Source organism: Prevotella sp. oral taxon 317 str. F0108 (assembly GCF_000162415.1).
Taxonomy (GTDB): domain Bacteria; phylum Bacteroidota; class Bacteroidia; order Bacteroidales; family Bacteroidaceae; genus Prevotella; species Prevotella conceptionensis.
The window spans coordinates 666,152-687,362 of the sequence record NZ_GG740073.1; the positions used below are offsets into that span (position 1 = coordinate 666,152).

Genomic DNA, 21,211 nt, shown 5'->3' on the forward strand with positions numbered 1-21,211 from the left:
TGTTTTTGTTTTTTACTTTCTTGTTTGTGGCGTTTTTTTGTAGCTTTACCTGAAATACTTGTGCTAAGTAACAAAGTCTTTACTTTGAACTCACAGGCATCTTAGGTAAGGGGCTGGCCATCGTCTTGGGCAGGCAAGTGCCCGCCTGTGCCAGATGTGCCTTGTCCTTCGTCATTGTCATCCTCAGCATCTTCATGTCCGCCAGTACCTCCGTGTTTGCCAGATCCTGCTAAAAGAGATTCTGCTTCAACTTTTACGACATAACTCTCAGGCTTACTATAAGCCAAATTACTAACTCTGATTTTTTTCATTTTTACCAATTAAAATTTATAATACCTAACTGAAAATTTAACCAAATCAACATAACAAGTATCGGCCTATGATCCGTGGATATTGGCCTGTAGTACATTTAATAGTTCCTGGGCACATCTATATACGCGCTTGATGCGGTAACATCGTTAAAGAATGATTGTATTTTCGGCAACGAAGTTGTTGTCTGCGCGGAATTCTATTAGGAAACCCTCTATTCGTTGTTGTACGGCGCATCTGCGAACGATTGCGTCAATTTCATCCTAAATATTTTTGTGCAAATTCACATTGTTTCTTGCAATTTGGCAAGCGTTTCTTTTTGTAAAACTTATTGTATCCCTTTGTAACTCGTTGGTTTGTAGCAGATTGTACTTTGTTTAATGGTCTTTATTGGTACGTGAATTAAGAATATATAACATTTATTCTCTAATACAAGAGCGCCGTTAACATTTTGCTGTATAATAAATTACAATTTTATGAAGACTTAAACGCAAATCGGTTCATTGAACCGTTTATCAGCCGTATTAAGTTGTTTTTCATTACGAATTTTCAAAAGCAAAGTGTTAGGGTAATCTTCCTCTGATATTTGAAATGCGACCAGCGAGTTAACTATTTGTGCGTGTTCAGTGTTCTTTTGGCAAAATGAAAGCATTTTTTTCAACGGCCGATTGGGGTTAATTCTATTTTGCCCAAGCTGTAACTTAGTTTTAGCATCAGCTGGCGCGTGTTGTGGCTAGTATGCCTGGTTGTCTTCAAGTTGTTATATTCCATTGACTAGTTGTTGTCGCTGGCCGTATGGAAGATGTAGTTGAAAGCAACAACCAAAGTAAGTTAGTCTTTGAGCAAGCAGTGCATGATGTAAGGGTATCTCATAAAGATGTACTTATGTGGTAAGCCTTACATCCTGCTTCTTTGTGATTGTCCGGCGCTTGATCCTTTGTATTTACTGTTTGTTACGTTAAATTGATAGCGTATAGTGAGGCTTAACGAACTTGAAGAGTAACTTTTATAATATGTAGAACGTCTTGGCCCAGAGTAGAATATGCGGCATGCGTCTGCTGTCCCAAACAAGTCGCTTGCATATAGTTGTAGCGTGAGCCGATTGTTCATCAAAGATTTGTAGACAGACAGGTCGGCGCTGAAGAAACCTCTACGCACAAACTTATTGCCCATGTTTCCTTCCGTTTGTGCAGATACTAACACTGAGGCCGTAATCCACTTTGTATCGGAAGTGTTGTTTAGTCGGAAAAAGGCAACGGGGTGGTTAAGATACGTTTGTTTGTAAGTGTCCATGTGGAACCATTGTTTGAAGACCGTCACTTCGAGCATTGGTTTCCAAAATCCAAACTTCGGGTTTACAGTTACAGATGCTTGCATGGTGTTGTAAGATGGCATGTTCTCTGGTCTGGCCAACGTGGTTTGCGGCTCGTTTTTATATGTCTGAACCAAGGTGCATATTTCATCCGACAAATGAGTGTACATGACAGAGAACTGCATCCACTGCCAAGAGAAGGCGTAACCGATGTTCCTACTGATGGATGGAACGAGGAACGGGTTGCCAGAATCGTAAGTGTAACGGTTGTTGTATTGCACCCCATCGCGGAGGTCGTAATACGAAGGGCGGTAAATGTCGGTGGCAAATGTCAGTTGCATTTGTGTGTTCCCAATAGGCATCGACAGTGCCAATGAGGGAAAGAAATTGCCGTACGACTTGCTTTGCTTTGCTATAAGCCTTTCTTGGTAATAATAGTTAAAACGGATGTGCTCGTATCGCATCCCCGCTTGTACATGTAGCTTGCCAAAGGTATTGCTGTATTCCACCAATGCAGACGTCATGTTCTCTTTTATCCGGCTGTCGTCGTCGTTTACCAAAGCTCTTGGCAATAGGCTATAACGACTTTTACGTCTGGATGTAGAAAACTCTCCGCCAAACGAAAGACTGCCAGATGCCAAAGGAACGGATAATACCAACTTCGAGGCAAGTAAACGATTGTATGTTGCACGGTCGGAATGAATGTTTTGGATGGATTCGGGAGAACCCACTTCGGTAAACCTTTCCATGTTGTGCATCTGCTCTTTCTTTCCCGACCAGTAATAGTCTGCATTGAAGTCGACATTTACTTTCCCAATCTTTCCCACATAGTAGACATTAGACAACACGGCTTTTGAATTGCCAGGGCTTTCGAAAGCAGATAGCGATTGCTCTGTTTGAACATTATTGCGCATGGCCATTCCTACAGCGTTGCCAACAGCCAAGTTCTTTGCATATCGGTCGTAACTTATGCTGGCACCAATAGAGTTGTCTGCATCAAGCGCGTAACTTGTTGCCAATCGCACATAGGGGTTAACGTTGGTGTATTCTTGAGAAATGGCTGTTGTTTGTTCCCAGATGTCGTCTAGATAGGTCATTTGGCGGATTAGCTTGTCGTCTTGCTTGTGTGTATAGGCTCCGTATAGGTGCAAGCTTGTGTCCCATTTGCCTTTGCGGTAGTTCAATCGTAGGCTTTCAGTCCAACTCATCCGCTTTTGTTCATTCACCTTCGAATTGGTTTTCGTGTCGATGCTGAATCCTTGGCCGACGGGTTTCTTTGTCGTGATGCGTATCACGCTCTTCACGCTGGCATTATAGCGTACTCCTGGATTGGTAATAACTTCTACATTCTTAATCTCATCTGGTTTCAGGCGTTCCAATTCCATTCTGTCGCGCATCTTTCTTCCGTTAATGTAAATTTCGGGAGAACCTCTTCCCAACACCACGACACTTCCATCTTTCGCAGACAGGTTTGGAATCAAGTCGAGCAGGCTCTCCATAGACAGTGTTTTCTCTAACACGCTGCCTGCAACGGTAGTTATCATTCCCTCGCCCTTGAATACGGTCTTGGGCAGTTTTGATTTTACAACGACTTCGCTTAGCAATTGAGCGTCTTCGTTCAATGTTATGGTAATGGGCGAAGTTCCATTATAGACTATAAATTGGCTTTGATAACCAACGGATGAAACCCTCAAGATGCACCCTTGATGAATCTCGGCTATTGAGAACATGCCCTCTGCGTTGCTCGTTGTGCCGCCAATCAGTGTAGAGTCGTTGGCAGACAATACCGCAACATTGGCAAAAGGGATAGGGTGTTGCTTTTCGTCTACAAGCTTTCCCGTTAAGCCTTGTGCCATTGTTTGCAAGGTAACGAGTGCGAGTAGGGTTGTAATTATACTTTTCATGTCAGACGCTTTTAGAAATGTAGATAACAATTTTCGTACAAACCGTTAGGTTAATTGGCAATTTTATTGATTGCCAAGGCTAATGAAACAAGAAACGCGTTATAATCATTCCAAGAGGATTTATTCGTGATGAACATCCGTAGGCTTTGAATGGTAAGACGACCTTTCTCCTTGCATTCTTGGCGTTTAATAGCCTATGGCAAATATAGTAATTCTTTGGATATGTTGGGCTATTGGTTTGGTGTTTTATTACTTTCCGTTATTGTTTTTACACTTTTGGGTAGTGTTTAGGGCGTTATTCCTAAAAAGTAATGCGTGTTTGCCGATAAATTAAACATTACGAATAAACATGTTTAGCCTATGCCAGATATGAAAGACTTCTTTATCTCGTCGAATATGGCGTGCAATGCGCCCGACTACAATCCAGATGTGCTGTCTACATTGACTCGCACTGCGGAGGCTTTTGCCCGCGTTACCTATCAAGGCATTTACTTGATAGACTATTACAGGCAGGAGTTTTTTTACGTGTCGGACAATCCTTTGTTTCTTTGCGGACACACAGCAGAGGAAGTGAGGGGCTTGGGATATAGGTTTTATCTGAAACATGTGCCAGAGAAAGACCAAAAGATGCTTGTTGAACTAAACCGCAGTAGCTTTAAACTGTTTGGCGCTTTTGATGCTGCTGCCAAGTGCCAATGCTATATATCATCACATTTTCATTTGAGTAATGGGGCGAGGCGCAAGCTAATCAACCATCAGCTTACACCCGTGTTGTTGACCGATGAAGGTAAGATATGGATAGGAATGGGCATTGTGTCGCTGTCTTCGCACAGAACGGCGGGCCACGTTGAGTTTCATAGGAGGGGTAGCGGCACGTATTGGACCTATTCGTTCGAGGGACATTAATGGAATGAGTGCAGTGGCGTGTTGCTTAAAGAAGAGGAACTTGAAGTGCTTAGGCTGTCGGCGGCAGGTCTTACCATGGTAGAGATTGCGGGCAGGATGTGCCGCTCGGTGGATACGATAAAGTTTTATAGGCGTCATGCCTTTGATAAGTTGGGCGTGGCGAGCATTACAGAGGCTGTTTCGCGAGCGACTTTAAACAAATTGTTCTGAAACATGCTGTCCGCTTGCTGGGAAAGCGAGAGGAGAAAGTACTTCTGAACGATAGTTTATGTTTTTGCACGTGGCAACGTGGGGTGTGGCCTTGTTGCAATGCGAGATTTCTCGCGCGTACACGCGCGCGCATATATTATAAGGTGTTTTGGGGGTATGAATTCGTGGCAGGTCCGTTTCTTTGTGCAAAGTCGTCTTGACTTTTAATGTTTCTTTAAGTTGAGGGGGTACAGTACAAGTCAACGCATTGGCTTTTAAACTAACGAAAAGCCAACAACTCCCGAAGACATCAATCCCCAAACTCACAAACTCAAGAACTCACAAACTCGAAAGCTCATCAACTCAAAAACACACAAACTCAAGAACTCAAGAACTCACAAACTCCAAAGCTCATCAACTCAAAAACACACAAACTCAAGAACTCAAGAACTCACAAACTCCAAAGCTCATCAACTTATCAACTCAAAAACACACAAACTCATCAGCTCAAAAACTTAAATCGTTATCTTTTATTTTACAATATCGCTCTAAATTTCGCTCCGTTCTAGCGAAAATATAGGCCATAATGTAGGTAAATCGCCTCTTTTTCTGGCCTTTCACGCCTTACAATATGTTCAATTTTAAGAAAACTACCTGCATTTTGCACCATTTAGCCTTTCTAGATTGGTTGCCAACCCATGATTTTTGCAGCCCAAAAACCTACTTTTAGCCCCCAAAAAACCACTTTTTAACGACCATTTTGCCCTTTTTGGCCTTGTATTTCATGGTTCTTAAAGGTTTTGTTTATACAATTGCAGCGTATATTTATGCTTTTCGCCTTGCGTTTAGCGCCATTTTGCACTGCATTTAGCACCATTTTACCTTGCGTTTTGCACCAAAACGCACTGCATTTAGCATCAAAACGCACGCTATTTTGCACCAAAATGCACGCTATTTTGCACCTAAACGCACTATATTTTGCTATAAACAGCCCAAAAGTTGGTGCAAATGGCGGCCTTTTCAAATAAATATTCATTTCACTGCATTCACATGTTAACCCCGTTTTGCATCAAAACAAGCCCTCGCGAGAATCGATTTTTTGCGGCCAAGTGAACGATTGGTGAGAAAAAAGGCGCCCATAATGTTAAATTTTCCACTGAAAACATGACAAAAATGATTATGCTGCATGCACGCGCAAGTGCGCAACGACACCGAAAGGACGTACGTTTACAACAGCCAGCGCGAGCGGTTGCAGGGCATGCTGCTCACATACAACGGCAACAGCATCGTGGAAACGCAGAAGTAATAGGCCATCGACAAGCGGTTTTCTGCTTGTGGAGACTGCATTGAATAGCTTCCGCCCATTCACTTTTTGAGGCATAGCCATGTTTTACCACAGACGAATGGGGCATAATTTCTGATTTCATCATATCCTTGTTCGGCACTTCGTACATGAGCGGGGCGTTTGTCTTGGTTTTACGGCACAAAGACATAAACGCCTCTCTGTTTGTAGAAAGATTAAAAGTAAAGCCTACTTCTGCTTTGTGTTCCTTGCCCTATCGTGGCTTAAAAGGCTTTAAAATAGGGGGCATTAACGAGGAGGAGGGGGGTAAGGCGTGGCGTTCACAAAGTGAAATGGTTAACCTATGCGATGGGGGAGAGGGGGATATGTTGCGCCGATTGGTTGTTTGGTAGAGCCGACAGCGTTTTATTGGCTTTCTGTTTATGGCGTATATGCAGCTCGATGTAGGTCGCCGTTAACATCTAGAAGTACTAAAATGCGCAGAATTGCCACATTTTTATTAAACAATGCAAAAATATATGGCGTATTACGAAAAAACGTTGTACCTTTAACCCTGTATTTTCCTAAACTTCTTATTAATGCGATGAGAATAAACAAATTTACCGCCTTAGCTGTGGTTCTGGCGATGACCGTGGGAGCTAACGCACAACGTAAGGTAACTGCGCCCGCTCCGTGTGGCCCACTGCCTAACGCCAACCAGCTGCGTTGGCATCAATTAGAGACTTATGCTTTCTTGCACTACTCGCTCAATACCTACACCGATCAAGAGTGGGGCTTTGGCGATGAGGACCCTATGTTGTTCAATCCCGCCAACCTAGACGCACGTCAATGGGCGCGAACATGCAAAGAGGCAGGCATGAAAGGCATCATACTTACGGCCAAACACCATTGCGGCTTTTGCCTATGGCCATCGAAATACACCGAGTTCTCGGTGAAAAACGCGCCGTGGAAAAACGGAAAGGGCGACGTGGTGCGCGAACTGGCCGACGCTTGTAAGGAGTATGGGCTGAAGTTTGCCGTGTATCTGTCGCCTTGGGACCGTAACCACGCCGAGTATGCACGCCCCGAGTACGTTACTTATTTCCGCAATCAGCTTGAAGAGTTGCTTACGCAATATGGCGAGATGTTCGAAGTGTGGTTCGACGGAGCAAATGGCGGCACGGGATATTACGGCGGAGCAAACGAGGAACGCAAGATAGACGGCGCCACATATTATGATTGGCCCAAAACGTTTGAGATGATACACAAGTGGCAACCCAAACTGGCCATCTGGGGCGACCGTGCCGAACTGCGATGGATTGGTACGGAGAAGGGTTACGCCGGATTGACAAACTGGTGTACGATAGACTATGCGTTTAATATGCCGCAAGACACTTTGATGCACGGACAGGAGAATGGTAAGCACTGGTCGCCAGGCGAGTGCGACACGTCTATACGTCCGGGATGGTTCTATCATGAGAATGAAGACTCGAAGGTAAAGAGCCTTCGCAAGTTGGTAGACACCTATTACGAGTCGGTTGGCCGTAATGCCTCGCTGTTGCTGAACTTCCCCATCACGCGCGAAGGGCGCATCCATCCCATCGATTCGGCTCATGCCGTGGCTATGGCGCGCGTTATCAAGGCCGAATTGGCCAACAACGTGGCGCGCCAAGCCAGCGTAACGGCATCGCAAGTGCGCGGAGGTAGTGCTAAATATAATGCACAAAAGGCCGTAGACAACAGCACCGAAACCTATTGGGCCACTAACGATGGCGTTACGCGGGCATCGCTAACGCTTAGCTTTAAACGCCCAACCAACATCAATCGCTTTATGGCGCAAGAGTATATCGCACTTGGTCAGCGCGTGAAGAGTTTCTCGCTCGAAGCGTTGGTGAACGGCAAATGGGTGCAGCTGCGCGACGAACGCGCGCCCGAAGGTACAACGGGACTAACTACCATTGGCTATAAGCGCATCGTTTGTTTCCCCACAGTGAAGGCCACGCGCCTGCGTTTCACCATCAATAGCGCAAAGGCTTGTCCGCTGATAAGCAACATTGGCGTGTATTGTGCACCCGCATTGCCCGAAGATGCCGTGCAACTACCTGCCTCGGTGCTTGCAAAGGCTAACGAAAAGCAGGAAGAACCCGAACGCCTCCTTATTTCTGTGGGTTATGATAGTCCGCGAGAGCTGCTCATTGACGTGCAAGAAAAGCGTGTGTGCCATAGTCTTACCTATGTTCCCAGGGGGGATACGAAAGACGGATTGGTGCTTAACTATGAGATATATGCATCGGACGACCTCGTAACATGGAAACGTTGGCTGGGCGGAGAATTCTCGAACATCGAGAATAACCCCGTACCCCAGACCGTGAAGTTGCCTGCAATACCCACACGTTACCTTAAACTGGTGGCCACAAGGTTGGCACAAGGTGAGAATATGGCAAGGAATGATTTAATTGTGAGGTAGATATAAGTGGTAAAGGAGTAAGTAGTAAAAGGAGTAAGTTCGAGGAGTAAAGGAGTTATGGAGTAAAGGAGTTAAGCCGTATGCTTGGTTGCAGAGGGGTAGACATCCTTGTTAACTCGTCAACTTGTCAACTTGTCAACTAACAAAAGCGGCCTCACCCCCAACCCCTCTCCAAGGGGAGAGGGGCGTAATATGCAAGGCTACAACAAGGCTAACTAACGCAACAACGAATGTTTTAACAAAGCCACAATGGCAACAACGAATGCCTTAACAAAGCCATAAGGCCGACAACGAATGTCTTAACAAAGCAAATATAAAAGCAACAACCCAATCCAAATAAGGCATACCACTCCCCTCTCCCCTTGGAGAGGGGTTGGGGGTGAGGCCAGTTGGGCCAGTTAGGAGCTATGAGTAAGACTCCTTAATTAATAAGAACATGCAACAAACAAATTCAAAACCAAACGCTACAAGAACAAACCCCATCGCATGGGTGCCTTCCGTCTACTTCGCCATGGGACTTCCATTCGTGGTTCTCAACATGGTGGCGGTGCTAATGTTCAAAGGTTTGGGCGTGAGCGACAGCAAAATAACCTTTTGGACCTCGCTCATCATGATGCCTTGGACCTTCAAATTCTTGTGGAGTCCGTTCTTGGAGCTATATCGCACCAAGAAATTCTTCGTCGTAACCACCCAGTTAGTCACGGGTGCGGGGTTCGCCCTCGTGGGGTTGGCACTACAATTGCCCCACTATTTCACCGTGTGTATAGCCTTGATGGCCGTCATCGCGTTTAGCGGAGCCACCCACGACATCGCAACAGACGGCGTTTACATGGCCGAATTGAGCAAGGAAGACCAAGCGCGCTTTATCGGTTGGCAAGGCGCTTTCTACAATATAGCCAAGATTGTGGCCTCTGGCGGACTGGTTTGGCTGGCCGGTTGGTTGCTGAAACACTATGGCGGCGTTAAAGGTGCGCCAGAGTCGGTGATGCATTCGGCAGCCGTACAAGCATGGATGGTGGTGATGATTGCTTTGGGCGTACTGATGTTTCTATTGGGATTGTACCACACGCGCATGCTGCCCCAAGGCGGAACACGCACGGAGAAACGTATGACTGCGGCCGAGACCTTCAAAGAACTGGTGCGCGTGCTGAGCGATTTCTTCACCAAACGCCACATCGTTTACTACATCTTTTTCATCATTCTCTATCGTTTTGCCGAGGGGTTTGTGATGAAGGTGGTGCCCCTCTTCCTCAAAGCAGGGCGCGAAGTGGGCGGATTAGGGCTTAGCGAAGAAGAAATAGGACTGTATTACGGCACGTTTGGCGCGGCCGCCTTCGTGCTTGGCTCGATATTGGCGGGCTATTACATCTCGCACTTCGGACTTAAACGCACGTTGTTCTCGCTGTGTTGCGTGTTCAACTTACCCTTCGTGGCCTACACGTTGCTATCGTGGTATCAACCCGAAAACGGCTTACTTATTGGCGGAGCGATAACGCTTGAATACTTCGGCTATGGCTTTGGGTTCGTGGGACTAACCCTTTTCATGATGCAACAGGTAGCACCCGGCAAACACCAAATGGCACATTACGCCTTTGCATCGGGCATTATGAACCTCGGTGTGATGTTGCCTGGCATGGCTAGTGGGTTCTTCAGCGACTGGTTGGGCTACAAACATTTCTTCATTTTCACCCTCGTGGCCACTATTCCGGCATTCCTCATCACCTATTTCGTGCCGTTTACGTGCGAGGATAAGAAATAAAAAAGCCTCACCCCCAGCCCCTCTCCAAGGGGAGAGGGGAGTAATATGCAGGGTTACAACAAAACAATATAATAACATTTGCAAAGCCAAACAACAACCATAAACAAAGCAACAACAAGGCATACCACTCCCCTCTCCCCTTGGAGAGGGGCTGGGGGTGAGGCCGTAAAATAAATTACCCATAATTCCCAAGTCCTCTTGTCGCGCCACAGCCGCAAGTCAAGGCGCGAAAAGAGGCATTATAAAGATATGAAAGAACTAAAAGACATCATGCCCTGGGAGGAACGTCCCGCCGGTTGCGCCGATGTAATGTGGCGTTATTCAAAGAATCCGGTCATCGGACGTTACCACATCCCCACATCAAACAGCATTTTCAACAGTGCCGTAGTACCCTTTGAAGATGGTTTCGCAGGCGTTTTCCGTTGCGACAACAAAGCCGTGCAGATGAATATCTTTGCCGGATTCAGCAAGGATGGCATCAACTGGGACATCAATCACGAGCCAATCGTGTTCGAGGCAGGCAATACTCAGATGATAGAATCGGAGTATAAGTACGACCCACGCGTTACTTGGATAGAAGACCGCTACTGGATTACATGGTGCAATGGCTATCATGGTCCCACTATCGGCATCGCATACACCTTCGACTTCAAGCGTTTCTACCAATGCGAAAACGCCTTCTTGCCTTTCAATCGCAATGGCGTGCTCTTCCCACAGAAGATAAACGGCAAGTTCGCCATGCTTTCGCGCCCCAGCGACAATGGTCACACGCCCTTCGGTGACATATATCTAAGCTATAGCCCCGATATGAAATACTGGGGCGAACATCGCTGCGTGATGAAGGTAACGCCTTTCCCCGAGAGCGCATGGCAATGCACTAAGATAGGTGCAGGCTCTGTTCCGTTCCTTACTGATGAGGGTTGGCTGATGTTTTACCACGGCGTTATCACCACATGCAATGGTTTCCGCTATTCGATGGGTGCCGTATTGCTCGATAAAGATAATCCCGAACGTGTGCTTTATCGCACAAAGCCCTACCTGCTTGCGCCTGCCGCACCCTACGAACTGCAAGGCGATGTGCCCAACGTTGTGTTCCCCTGCGCTGCTCTTAGCGACGGCGAACGCGTGGCTGTGTACTACGGAGCCGCTGATACAGTGGTGGGAATGGCCTTTGGGTACGTAAAAGAGATTATCGAATTTGTGAAGAATAACTCAATTGTGTAAGGAGTAAAGGAGTAAGTAGTAAAGTAGTAAGGAGTTGTTTTTGAGGAGTTAAGGAGTTAAGGAGTTATGGAGTTAAGCCGTATGCGTTGTTGCAGAGGGGCGAACCTTCTCGTAAACTCACTAACTCTTCAACTCATAAACTTATAAACTGAGAAACTTATCAACTCATAAACTCAATAACTCACCAACTCATCAACTAAAAAACTCATCAACTCAAAGACTCATAAACTCACCACCTCACCACCTCATCAACTTTTAAACTCAATAACTCACCAACTCAATAACTCATAAACTAAAATAGAAATGAAACGTCTTCTATTAGCCGCAGCATTAGGTTTCTCGATGCTAAGCGCCCATGCAGCCGACGCCAACTACAATGTTGTGCCGTTGCCAAAGAGCGTTGTGATGGCCAAAGGCAAGCCCTTTAACCTCACAAGTGCAACAACCATTGTGTACGAAGGTACTAATCCCGAGATGAAACGCAACGCGCGGTTCCTCTCCGAATACATCCAGCAAGTTTCGGGTATACGTACCAGCTTGCTAGACAAGCGCGATAAGAACGCTGCTGCCATCGTTCTAACCATCGATCCCAAGGTAACGGGTGCCGAGGCCTATCGCCTTACTGTCAACAACAAGCAGGTAACAATCGCCGCAAGCACGCCGGCGGGCGTGTTCTATGGCATTCAGACACTGCGCAAGTCGTTGCCCGTGCAAACCAATGGGGCCGACGTAACCCTGCCTGCCGTGACTGTTGCCGACGAACCACGCTTTGGTTATCGTGGTATGATGCTCGATTGCGCACGCCATTTCTTCCCCCTAAGCTTTGTTAAGAAGTTTATCGACATCTTGGCTTTGCACAACATGAACGTATTTCACTGGCACCTAACCGAAGACCAAGGCTGGCGTTTGGAGATAAAGAGCCATCCCGAACTCACTGCTAAGTCGTCGATGCGTTCGGGAACGGTTATCGGTCACAACGCAATGGTAGACGATAGCATCCCTCACGGCGGTTTCTACACGCAACAAGAGGCGCGCGAGATAGTGGAATATGCACGCCAACGCCACATCACCGTTATCCCCGAGATAGACATGCCGGGCCACATGTTGGCTGCTTTGGCTGCTTATCCCGAACTTGGATGTTCGGGCGGACCCTACGAAGTGGGGCATCGCTGGGGCGTATATAAAGATGTGTTGTGCCTTGGAAAGGAAAGTACGTACAAGTTTGTGCAAGATGTTATCGACGAAGTGGTGGACATCTTCCCCGCAAAATACTTCCATATCGGTGGCGACGAAACGCCAACCATCATGTGGGAGAAGTGTCCCAGGTGTATACAAAAGGCAAAAGACGAGAACACCGACATCAAACACCTGCAACAATACTTCACCAACAGAATTGAAAAGTATCTTAACAGCAAGGGAAAGAGCATCATCGGATGGGACGAAATCTTAGAAGGCAAAATCAACCAAAGTGCTACCATCATGGCGTGGCGTGGCGAAAAGAACGGATTTGATGGTGCCATAAAGGGGCACGACGTTGTGATGACACCCAGTTCGCACGTTTATTTCGACCATTATCAGGCCGAAGACCACGCGCATGAGCCTGATGCCATCGGTGGTTTCTCGCCTGTTGAGAAAGTTTATTCTTACGAACCAATACCCGAAAGCCTTCCTGCCGATGCCAAAAAGCGTATCTTTGGTGTGCAGGCTAACCTCTGGACCGAGTACATTCCTTACACCACACAGGCCGAATATATGATTATGCCGCGTATGGCAGCCTTGGCCGAGGTGCAATGGACGCCCGCTGCGAAGAAGAATTTCGATGATTTCAGCAAGCGCGCACACCGTCTTAGCGACCTTTACGACCGCTATGGCTATCAGTATGCACGCCATTTGTGGAAAGACAAAGCCATACCCACCTCTGCTGTGTGGTAAATAACATACTGCTGGCAGTCATTTCGCCGTAAACCCTAACTTGTGGGTTGTGGCGAGATGGCTGCCGCTTTTCGTTATCGCTACCACGGCGTTTTGTATATAAAGGCATATCACACACTCGCTTAATAACATCCAACACATGCACAGAACATTACTCGTCTTACTGCTTTTTGTGGTTTCGCTCTGTCCCAAACGGGTGCAGGCTCAACCCGTTATCCCACAACCCAAGGAGATAATCATGGGCAAAGGCTTCTTTACCATCAAGCCCAACACACCCGTTGAGCTGGATTTCGAGGGCGAAGAGGCACGCCAAATGAAGGCCTACATACGCCAAACTTTGGGTTTGAAGGTGTTTAAAGGAAAAGTAATCAGTAAGGTTCCATCCATAAGACTGAACTTGTTGCGGATAAAAGAGCCGTCTTGCTACGGGAGAACGTTCCCCGAATATTATACCCTAGATGTAACGCCCAAGCGAATAACCATCATGTCGCATACCACAACAGGTTTGTTTTATGCCTTGCAAACCCTTCGACAGCTGATGGTAGACGGCAACAAGGTGGCTTGTGCCAAGGTGAATGACCAGCCACGCTTTCCTTATCGCGGTATGATGCTCGACTGTTCGCGCCATTTCTTCACGCCCCAGTTCATCAAAAAGCAACTCGATGCCATGGCTTACTTTAAGCTTAACCGCTTTCATTGGCACCTAACCGATGGCGGAGGATGGCGTTTGGAGGTGAAGAAATACCCCAAACTGATTGAGGAAACGGCCTACCGAACCCAAAACGACTGGACTAAATGGTGGCGCGAACACGACCGGCGCTACTGCCACGCCAACGATTCGGGGGCTTATGGCGGATATTATACGCAAGATGAGGTGCGCGACATCGTGGCATACGCGGCCAAAAGGCACATCACCGTGATACCCGAAATAGAGATGCCAGGCCATAGCAACGAGGTGTTTGCCGCCTATCCAAACCTCACTTGCGAGGGTAAGGCCTATACCAGCCCCGACTTCTGCCCCGGAAACGATAGCGTGTTTACCTTTCTCGAAGGTGTTCTCACCGAGGTGATGCAGCTCTTCCCCTCCGAATATATCCACATCGGGGGCGACGAGGCTTGGCAAGAGAAGTGGAAAACCTGCCCCAAGTGCCAGCAGCGAATGAAAGACGAGGGGCTGAAAGATACCCACGAGCTGCAAGCCTACTTCATCATGCGCATCGAAAAATTCCTTAATGCCCACGGCCGAAAGCTGCTGGGATGGGACGAAATCATGCAAGGTCGCTTAGCACCCAATGCTGCCGTGATGTCGTGGACGGGCGAAGAGGCTGGCTTGAAGGCTGCAAAGGCTGGTCATCACGTGGTGATGACGCCTGGCGCATATTGCTATCTCGACATGTATCAAGACGTTCCGTTCACCCAACCCAAGGCTATGGGCGGCTATGTTCCGCTAGAAAAGGCTTATTCTTACGAGCCAATAGCCCATAAAGAGTCGGCCGACACGCTGGAAAAATACATCGACGGCGTGCAAGGAAACCTTTGGACCGAGGAAGTGCCTACGCCCGAACATGCCGAGTACATGCTTTATCCGCGAATGTTGGCCATTGCCGAAGTGGGTTGGACCCGCAACCGTCCGCCTTACGCCAACTTCCGCCACCGCACCATACAGGCACTCGACCGCATGAAGGCTATGGGCTATAACTTCTTCGACTTGCGAAACGAACGCGGACGGCGCGAAGAATCGCTAACGCCCGTAACGCATTTGGCTCTTGGAAAACCCGTAACTTATCTCTCGCGTTACACGGAGAAGTATCGCGGAACGGGCGATGGCACACTTACCGACGGACGTCGGGGCGACTGGGTGTTTAAGGGCGACCGCTGGCAAGGCTTTATTGGCGGCGAATGTATGGACGCCGTGATAGACCTTGGGGCGGAAACCGAACTGCACGAGGTATCGGCCGACTTCCTACAATCGATGGGTGTAGACATCGCTTTCCCCGACAGCGTAGAGCTGTTGGTGTCTGCTGATGGGCAGAACTATACCTCGTTGCAACGCCGCGACGTGGAACGACACGACAAACGCGAGTATTTCATCGAACCCTTCACGTGGAAAGGAACGGCCAAAGCACGCTACGTGCGCTTGCGGGCCAAGCAAGGTGCCGAAGGCGGATGGGTGTTTTGCGATGAAGTGAAAGTGTGGTAGAGGAAGTATTTAAAGGTGAAAAGGCTTTTAAAGGTGAAAAGGTGAAAAGGTGAAAAGGCTTTTAAAGGTGAAAGGGTGAAAAGTTGAAAAGGTGAAAAAATGGCTAACGCCACCTCTGCATTTGGCTTAACTCCTTAACTCCCTAACTCCTTAACTCTTTAAAGGTGAAAGGGTGAAAAGGTGAAAAAATGGCTAACGCCTTTAAAGGAGAAAAGGTGAAAAGGTGAAAAAATAGCTAACGCCGCCTCTGCATTTGGCTTAACTCCTTAACTCCCTAACTCCCTAACTCCTTAAAGGTGAAAGGGTGAAATGGTGAAAAGGTGGCTAACGCCCTTTAAAGCTGTCTATCGGTTCCTAGATTTCTAGTTCAGTCTAGCTTTCGGACAAGTCGGACAAGTCGGACAAGTCAGACCTGTACAATTAGCCTAACGCCACCTCTGCATTTGGCTTAACTCCCTAACTCCCTAACTCCCTAACTCCCTAACTCCCTAACTCCTTAACTCCCTAAACAACTCCATATAACAAACTCAAACAACAAATTATGCGACTATTTCTCATTGCCGTTTTATCGGCCATTACTTTTGCCGCGCAAGCTAGCGATACGCTTTTTGTGCAGCAGCCGCAATACCCTATACTCATCGAACGCCACGACAACATCCTGATGTTGATGCGTATCGATGCCAAAGAAACGGGCACGCTGAACGCCCTAACATTAGACTTGTGCAACACACCGCGCCAGCAGATAAAAGCCTTAAAGCTATATTATGGCGGCACCGATGCTCGGCAAGAATATGGCAAACGCCGTATGAAACCCGTGGAGTACATCACCAACTTCACCCCAGGCCGAACAATGGAGGCCATTCCTTCGTACTCGGTGAAACAAGACGAGGTGCAACCCACGCAATCCACTGTTACCCTGCGTAGCAAACAAAAGCTTTTCCCCGGCTACAACTTCTTTTGGGTGAGCATCGAAATGCAACCCACAGCCGCCTTGCACACCACTTTCAACATCGCTTTGCGCGAGGCTCTGGGCGATAACAGGCCACTGACGGTTGAAAACGTGGGCCAACCTGCACCACTTCGCCGTATGGGCATTGGCGTTAGGCATGCCGGCGACGATGGCGTGGCCGCCTATCGCATACCCGGACTGGTTACCACCAATCGCGGAACATTGCTCGGTGTGTACGATGTACGCCATAACAACAGCGTAGACTTGCAAGAATATGTAGATGTTGGGCTTAGCCGCAGCACAGATGGCGGTCGTTCGTGGGAGCCAATGCGCCTCCCCATGTCCTTTGGCGAAACTGGTGGACTGCCCAAAGCACAAAACGGCGTGGGCGACCCCAGTATTCTGGTAGACACAAAGACCAACACCGTGTGGGTTGTTGCTGCCTGGACGCACGGCATGGGCAACGAACGTGCATGGTGGAGCTCGCAACCGGGCATGGATTACAACCACACGGCACAATTGGTTTTGGTGCGAAGCGACGATGATGGCCAAACATGGTCGGAACCGATAAACATCACTTCGCAGGTGAAACAGCCCGAATGGTATTTCCTTTTGCAAGGGCCAGGCCGTGGCATCACCATGACTGATGGCACTCTGGTGTTCCCCATACAGTTTATTAAGGCCAATCGCGAACCTTCGGCAGGTATTATGTACAGCAAAGACCGTGGAAAAACATGGCACATCAACAAGCCTGCACGCGACAACACCACAGAGGCGCAAGTGGCCGAAGTGGAGAAAGGTGTGCTGATGTTGAACATGCGCGATAACCGCGGAGGAAGTCGTGCCGTGTGTACAACGCGCGACCTAGGTGCCACTTGGACCGAGCATCCCTCTTCGCGCAGTGCCCTTATCGAGCCCGTTTGCATGGGTAGCCTTATCAGCGTTAAGGCTAAGGACAATGCCTTGAAACGCGACATCTTGCTTTTCTCTAATCCCAACTCTACCAAGCACCGCAACAACATCACCATTAAGATGAGTCTTGATGGCGGAAAAACGTGGTTGCCCGAACATCAGGTGTTGCTCGACGAGGGTTTAGGTTGGGGTTATTCGTGCCTAACGATGATAGATCGTGAAACCATTGGCATTCTCTACGAGAGTAGCGTTGCGCAGATGACCTTCCAACGCATTCCGTTGAAAGACTTGATGAAGTAACAATGGGTGTGCTTTAACCCGCAACAAAGTTTCGGCCGAGAACCATATTCGCAGTTCTCGGCCGTATTTTTGTGCTGTATGCGTGTCGGTATGTTATTCCTTAGCAGGCAATATTCGCTTATACATTCTAACAGTAAGTGGCAAGTCCCCAAACCTTTCCATGTTCTCATTTCTTGTTTTTCCTACCTCGCTAAGGCTAAATCCACATTTCTTGTAAAACTCAATGGAGTTTTGTTCCTTGCTGTTTAAAGCTTCCACCGTAAGGAATAGGGTTGAAGAGAGTTTGTCGTTTCTTGCGTATTCTTCAATGCTTGCAATAATAAAACTTCCTATTCCTTTTCTTTGTTTTTCTTCGGCAACAACAAGATAGTCTATTTCTATCGCAGCGTATTTTTCTTGGATCCAAAAGTGTTCTTCATCGAAATGGGGAAAGAAATCGGTCTTTTGGCGCATCTCTATCATGTGTTTGTCTTCGCTGTTTAGTGTTAGTGCGTCTTTACTAAGGGCGAAGAAGGCTATAACCTTTTCTTTTTCGTACACCAACCACAGATGCGATAGCCCCAGTTCTATGTGTTTTTGCAGGCCTTTGTATTTATTGCGGATAAAATCATCCATCTGTTTTATGCCGCATTTAAAATTTAAAAGGGCTGAAATATCCTCAGCCCTTTCACAATAGATATCATAATTTTCTAGAGTTCCCATCTCATTTTGTATTTTTCCAACGCTTTTTTTAAGCGTTCTTGAACTGCCTTCTCCTCTTCATTAAGTTGTCCCTTGGCAACACGAACAACGGCATCGCGAATCTCATCCGCAATGTCTCCCTCAATAGGAGGTCGGTGCGACTTAATACCTAACATGTTAGTAATCTCTTTGTTTGTTACTTTGCAAAGTTAGCTTTTTTTGTTTATAGTGCAAAACAAAAGCGGGAAAAAGGCGTTCATATTGACTTCTTTCAGTGAAGTTGTCTTGACTTTTAATGGTTCTATAAATTGGGTGGAGTTTATTTTCTTTGTGTGGTAAAACCAAGATAAACATTCTGCTCATGCACAAAGTACTGGACGAAGATACGATAAAACCTGAAATATTGCCCCAAGCTGTCTGTGGCAAAACGTGGTTATGTTTCAGAAGACGACTTGGCGGAAGTTATTCCATGTGTTCTCTACAAGTTGAAAACCGCTTGTCGACGGCCTATTACGTCTGCTTTTCCATGATGTCGTCTTGGTTGGTGGTGAGCAACATCCCCCACAACCGTTTGCGCTGGCCGTTGCAAGCCTACATGTTTTCTGTGTCGCTGCCCACTCGCGCGTGTTTACGATATAATTCTTTTTGTATGGTTTTTAGTAACAGATTTAACATTATGAGTGCCTTTTTATCCACCAATCGCTCACTTGGCTGCAAAAAATCGATTCTCGCGAAGGTTTGTTTTGATGCAAAAAGAGGTTAGCATGTGAATGCAGCGAAATGAATATTTATTTAAAGAAGTCGCCATTTGCACCAACTTTTGGGCTATTTACAGCAACATATAGTGCATTTAGGTGCAAAATAGCGTGCGTTTTGGTGCTAAACGCAATGCGTTTTGGTGCTAAATGCAGTGCGTTTTGGTGCAAAACGCAAGGTAAAATGGCACAAAATGCAGTGCAAAATGGTGCTAAACGCAAGGCAAAAAGCATAAACATCCACTGCAAATGTATAAACAAAGCCTTTAAGAACCATGAAATACATGGCTAGAAAGGGTAAAATGGTGGTTAAAAAGTGGGGTTTTGGGGTATAAAAGTGGGTTTTTGGGCTGCAAAAATAATGAGCTGGCAAGCAAAATAGAAAGGCAAAATGGTGCAAAATGCAGGTAGTTTTCTTAAAATTGAACATGTTGTAAGGCGTGAAAGACTAGAAAAAGGGGTGATTTACCTACATTATGGCCAATATTTTCGCTAGAACAGAGCGAAAATTAGAGTGGTGTTGTAAAATAAAAGATAATGATTTAAGATTTGAGTGGATGTGTTTGTGAGTTTTCCAGTTTGTAAGTTGATGTGTTCGGGGATTGTTGGTCTTTCGTGAGTTTATAAGCCGTTGGTTTGGTTTGTTCTGCACTTCGTGTTTGAGAATGGTGTTTGTCTTGTGTTGGCATCACAGAGAGAACAAACGCCTCTTAATGTATAGAAACATTAAAAGTCAAGACGGCTTCAGTATAAATTCTTGTTGGGCAGTCTGGTTTGGCTAGTTCGTCTAGTTGCGCTAGTTCATCTAGCCTTCTAGAAAATCTAATTCTCCCAGTTAATCTAGCTGTTCTTCTTATAACTCCACACTGCCCATACGCTCATGATGGTGGCCATTGCGGCGAGGATGGTGAGTTGGGTAGTTAGTCCGCTTAGTGCCGTACCGCGAATAAACACCGAACGGGCGGCGTCGATATAGTGGCGCACTGGCACAATCCATGTAAGCGTTTGTGCCCAATTGGGCATGCTGCGAACAGGCGTGAACAAACCACTGAGCAACATCATACAAGTCATGATGAACCACATTACGAGCATGGCTTGCTGCATGGTGTCGCTGTAATTGCTGACGATAAGTCCGATGCTGCTGAATATTACGGCTAGCAGCACCACAAAAAGGTAGAGCAAGGCCACATTGCCCACGGGCGTGATGCCATAAATGCCCCAGGCGAGCAACAAACAAAGGGTATAGATTACCAAGCCAAAGACCCAATAGGGTATGAGCTTGGCCAAAATAAACTGCGTTTTGCCAACGGGCGTTACGTTTATCTGCTCGATGGTGCCCGCCTCTTTCTCGCCTACGATGTTAAGTGCGGGCAAAAAGCCGCAAACCATAATCATTACCATAGCCATAAGTGCCGGTATCATGTTTACCTTGTAGCTCTTGTGGCGGTTGTATAGGGTGCTTGCGGTTATGGTTTGCTGATGGGGCGAGGGTAGGGGGCGACTGTTCAGGCTTGTGCTTGTAACGATGTTGGCTAGGTAGACGCTGCCCAAGCCGCCCTTGGTGCCGTTTGTGGCGTTGGCGGCAACAAACACTTGCGGACTTTTACCCAGCGTTAGTTCTCGCTCAAAGTGCTGCGGAATAACCAATACCACGTCTGTCTGTCCCCTCTCCACACTTGCCAAGGCCTCTTTATACGATGAGGCCATGCCGTTGAAGTGGAAATAGGTGGAGTGTTCTACTTTACCAACGAGTTGCCGCGATAGCGTTGAGCGGTCGTTATCTACGATGCTCACCGTTATGTTACGCACTTCCATCGTGGTAATCCATGGTGCAATGACCATGATAAAGATGGGATAGACCACCACAAGTCGGATAACAAAGGCGTTGCGACGTATCTGTATCCATTCTTTTTGTAGGAGAGATTTAAACATAGTTAAGGAGTTAATGGAGTTAAAGGAGTTAGGGAGTTAAGGAGTTAAGGAGTTAAGCCGTATGCCTTGTGGCAGCGTGGCTAACAATCTTGTTGCTTGTTAATATATTTAAGGGGATTAAGGGCGCAGAACAATTGGGTTCTGCTTACAAGTTAAAGAATGTAGCAGCCATACTATTGGCTTAACTCCTTAACTCCT

11 protein-coding genes and 1 pseudogene are annotated in these 21,211 nt (G+C 47.0%); 7 read left to right on the forward strand and 5 right to left on the reverse strand.

Annotated features, from left to right (window positions below):
- Nucleotides 1–101 precede the first annotated feature (101 nt).
- Both HMPREF0670_RS09175 and HMPREF0670_RS09180 read right to left on the reverse strand, forming a co-directional pair.
- Complete coding sequence (locus tag HMPREF0670_RS09175) at nt 102–311, reverse strand: hypothetical protein (RefSeq protein WP_009230877.1); 210 nt, start codon at nt 309–311, stop codon at nt 102–104.
- Nucleotides 312–1,206: 895 nt separating this feature from the next.
- Complete coding sequence (locus HMPREF0670_RS09180; RefSeq protein ID WP_009230878.1) at nt 1,207–3,525, reverse strand: TonB-dependent receptor domain-containing protein; 2,319 nt, start codon at nt 3,523–3,525, stop codon at nt 1,207–1,209.
- A gap of 360 nt (nt 3,526–3,885) precedes the next feature.
- Here HMPREF0670_RS09180 and HMPREF0670_RS09185 point away from each other — a divergent pair.
- The 7 genes and pseudogenes from HMPREF0670_RS09185 to HMPREF0670_RS09220 all read left to right on the forward strand — a co-directional run bounded on the left by HMPREF0670_RS09185 (nt 3,886) and on the right by HMPREF0670_RS09220 (nt 17,645).
- A pseudogene (locus HMPREF0670_RS09185) lies at nt 3,886–4,641 on the forward strand (helix-turn-helix domain-containing protein).
- Nucleotides 4,642–6,506: 1,865 nt separating this feature from the next.
- Complete coding sequence (locus tag HMPREF0670_RS09195; RefSeq protein WP_044078031.1) at nt 6,507–8,369, forward strand: alpha-L-fucosidase; 1,863 nt, start codon at nt 6,507–6,509, stop codon at nt 8,367–8,369.
- Between the two features lie 436 nt (nt 8,370–8,805).
- Nucleotides 8,806–10,128: an MFS transporter gene (locus tag HMPREF0670_RS09200; RefSeq protein ID WP_044078032.1), complete on the forward strand. Its 1,323-nt coding sequence runs from the start codon at nt 8,806–8,808 to the stop codon at nt 10,126–10,128.
- Nucleotides 10,129–10,377: 249 nt separating this feature from the next.
- Entirely contained in the window at nt 10,378–11,352 is a 975-nt protein-coding gene (locus tag HMPREF0670_RS09205) for a glycoside hydrolase family 130 protein (protein ID WP_009230884.1), read from the forward strand.
- Between the two features lie 303 nt (nt 11,353–11,655).
- Entirely contained in the window at nt 11,656–13,284 is a 1,629-nt protein-coding gene (locus tag HMPREF0670_RS09210) for a beta-N-acetylhexosaminidase (RefSeq protein ID WP_009230885.1), read from the forward strand.
- 139 nt (nt 13,285–13,423) lie between these two features.
- A complete protein-coding gene (locus tag HMPREF0670_RS09215; protein WP_009230886.1) occupies nt 13,424–15,484 on the forward strand; it encodes a family 20 glycosylhydrolase in 2,061 nt (686 codons plus the stop codon).
- Between the two features lie 541 nt (nt 15,485–16,025).
- On the forward strand, nt 16,026–17,645 hold the full coding sequence (locus tag HMPREF0670_RS09220; protein ID WP_009230887.1) for a sialidase family protein: 1,620 nt from the start codon (nt 16,026–16,028) through the stop codon (nt 17,643–17,645).
- A gap of 93 nt (nt 17,646–17,738) precedes the next feature.
- Here HMPREF0670_RS09220 and HMPREF0670_RS09225 read toward each other — a convergent pair whose 3' ends face one another.
- The 3 genes from HMPREF0670_RS09225 to HMPREF0670_RS09240 form a co-directional block, all read right to left on the reverse strand.
- A complete protein-coding gene (locus HMPREF0670_RS09225) occupies nt 17,739–18,347 on the reverse strand; it encodes a GNAT family N-acetyltransferase (protein WP_009230888.1) in 609 nt (202 codons plus the stop codon).
- Nucleotides 18,335–18,502 carry a hypothetical protein gene (locus HMPREF0670_RS09230; RefSeq protein WP_009230889.1) on the reverse strand — a complete coding sequence of 56 codons (168 nt, stop codon included), beginning with the start codon at nt 18,500–18,502 and terminating at the stop codon, nt 18,335–18,337. The genes HMPREF0670_RS09225 and HMPREF0670_RS09230 overlap by 13 nt, the downstream gene beginning before the upstream one ends.
- A 1,419-nt stretch (nt 18,503–19,921) precedes the next feature.
- On the reverse strand, nt 19,922–21,013 hold the full coding sequence (locus HMPREF0670_RS09240) for an ABC transporter permease (protein WP_009230890.1): 1,092 nt from the start codon (nt 21,011–21,013) through the stop codon (nt 19,922–19,924).
- Nucleotides 21,014–21,211 lie beyond the last annotated feature (198 nt).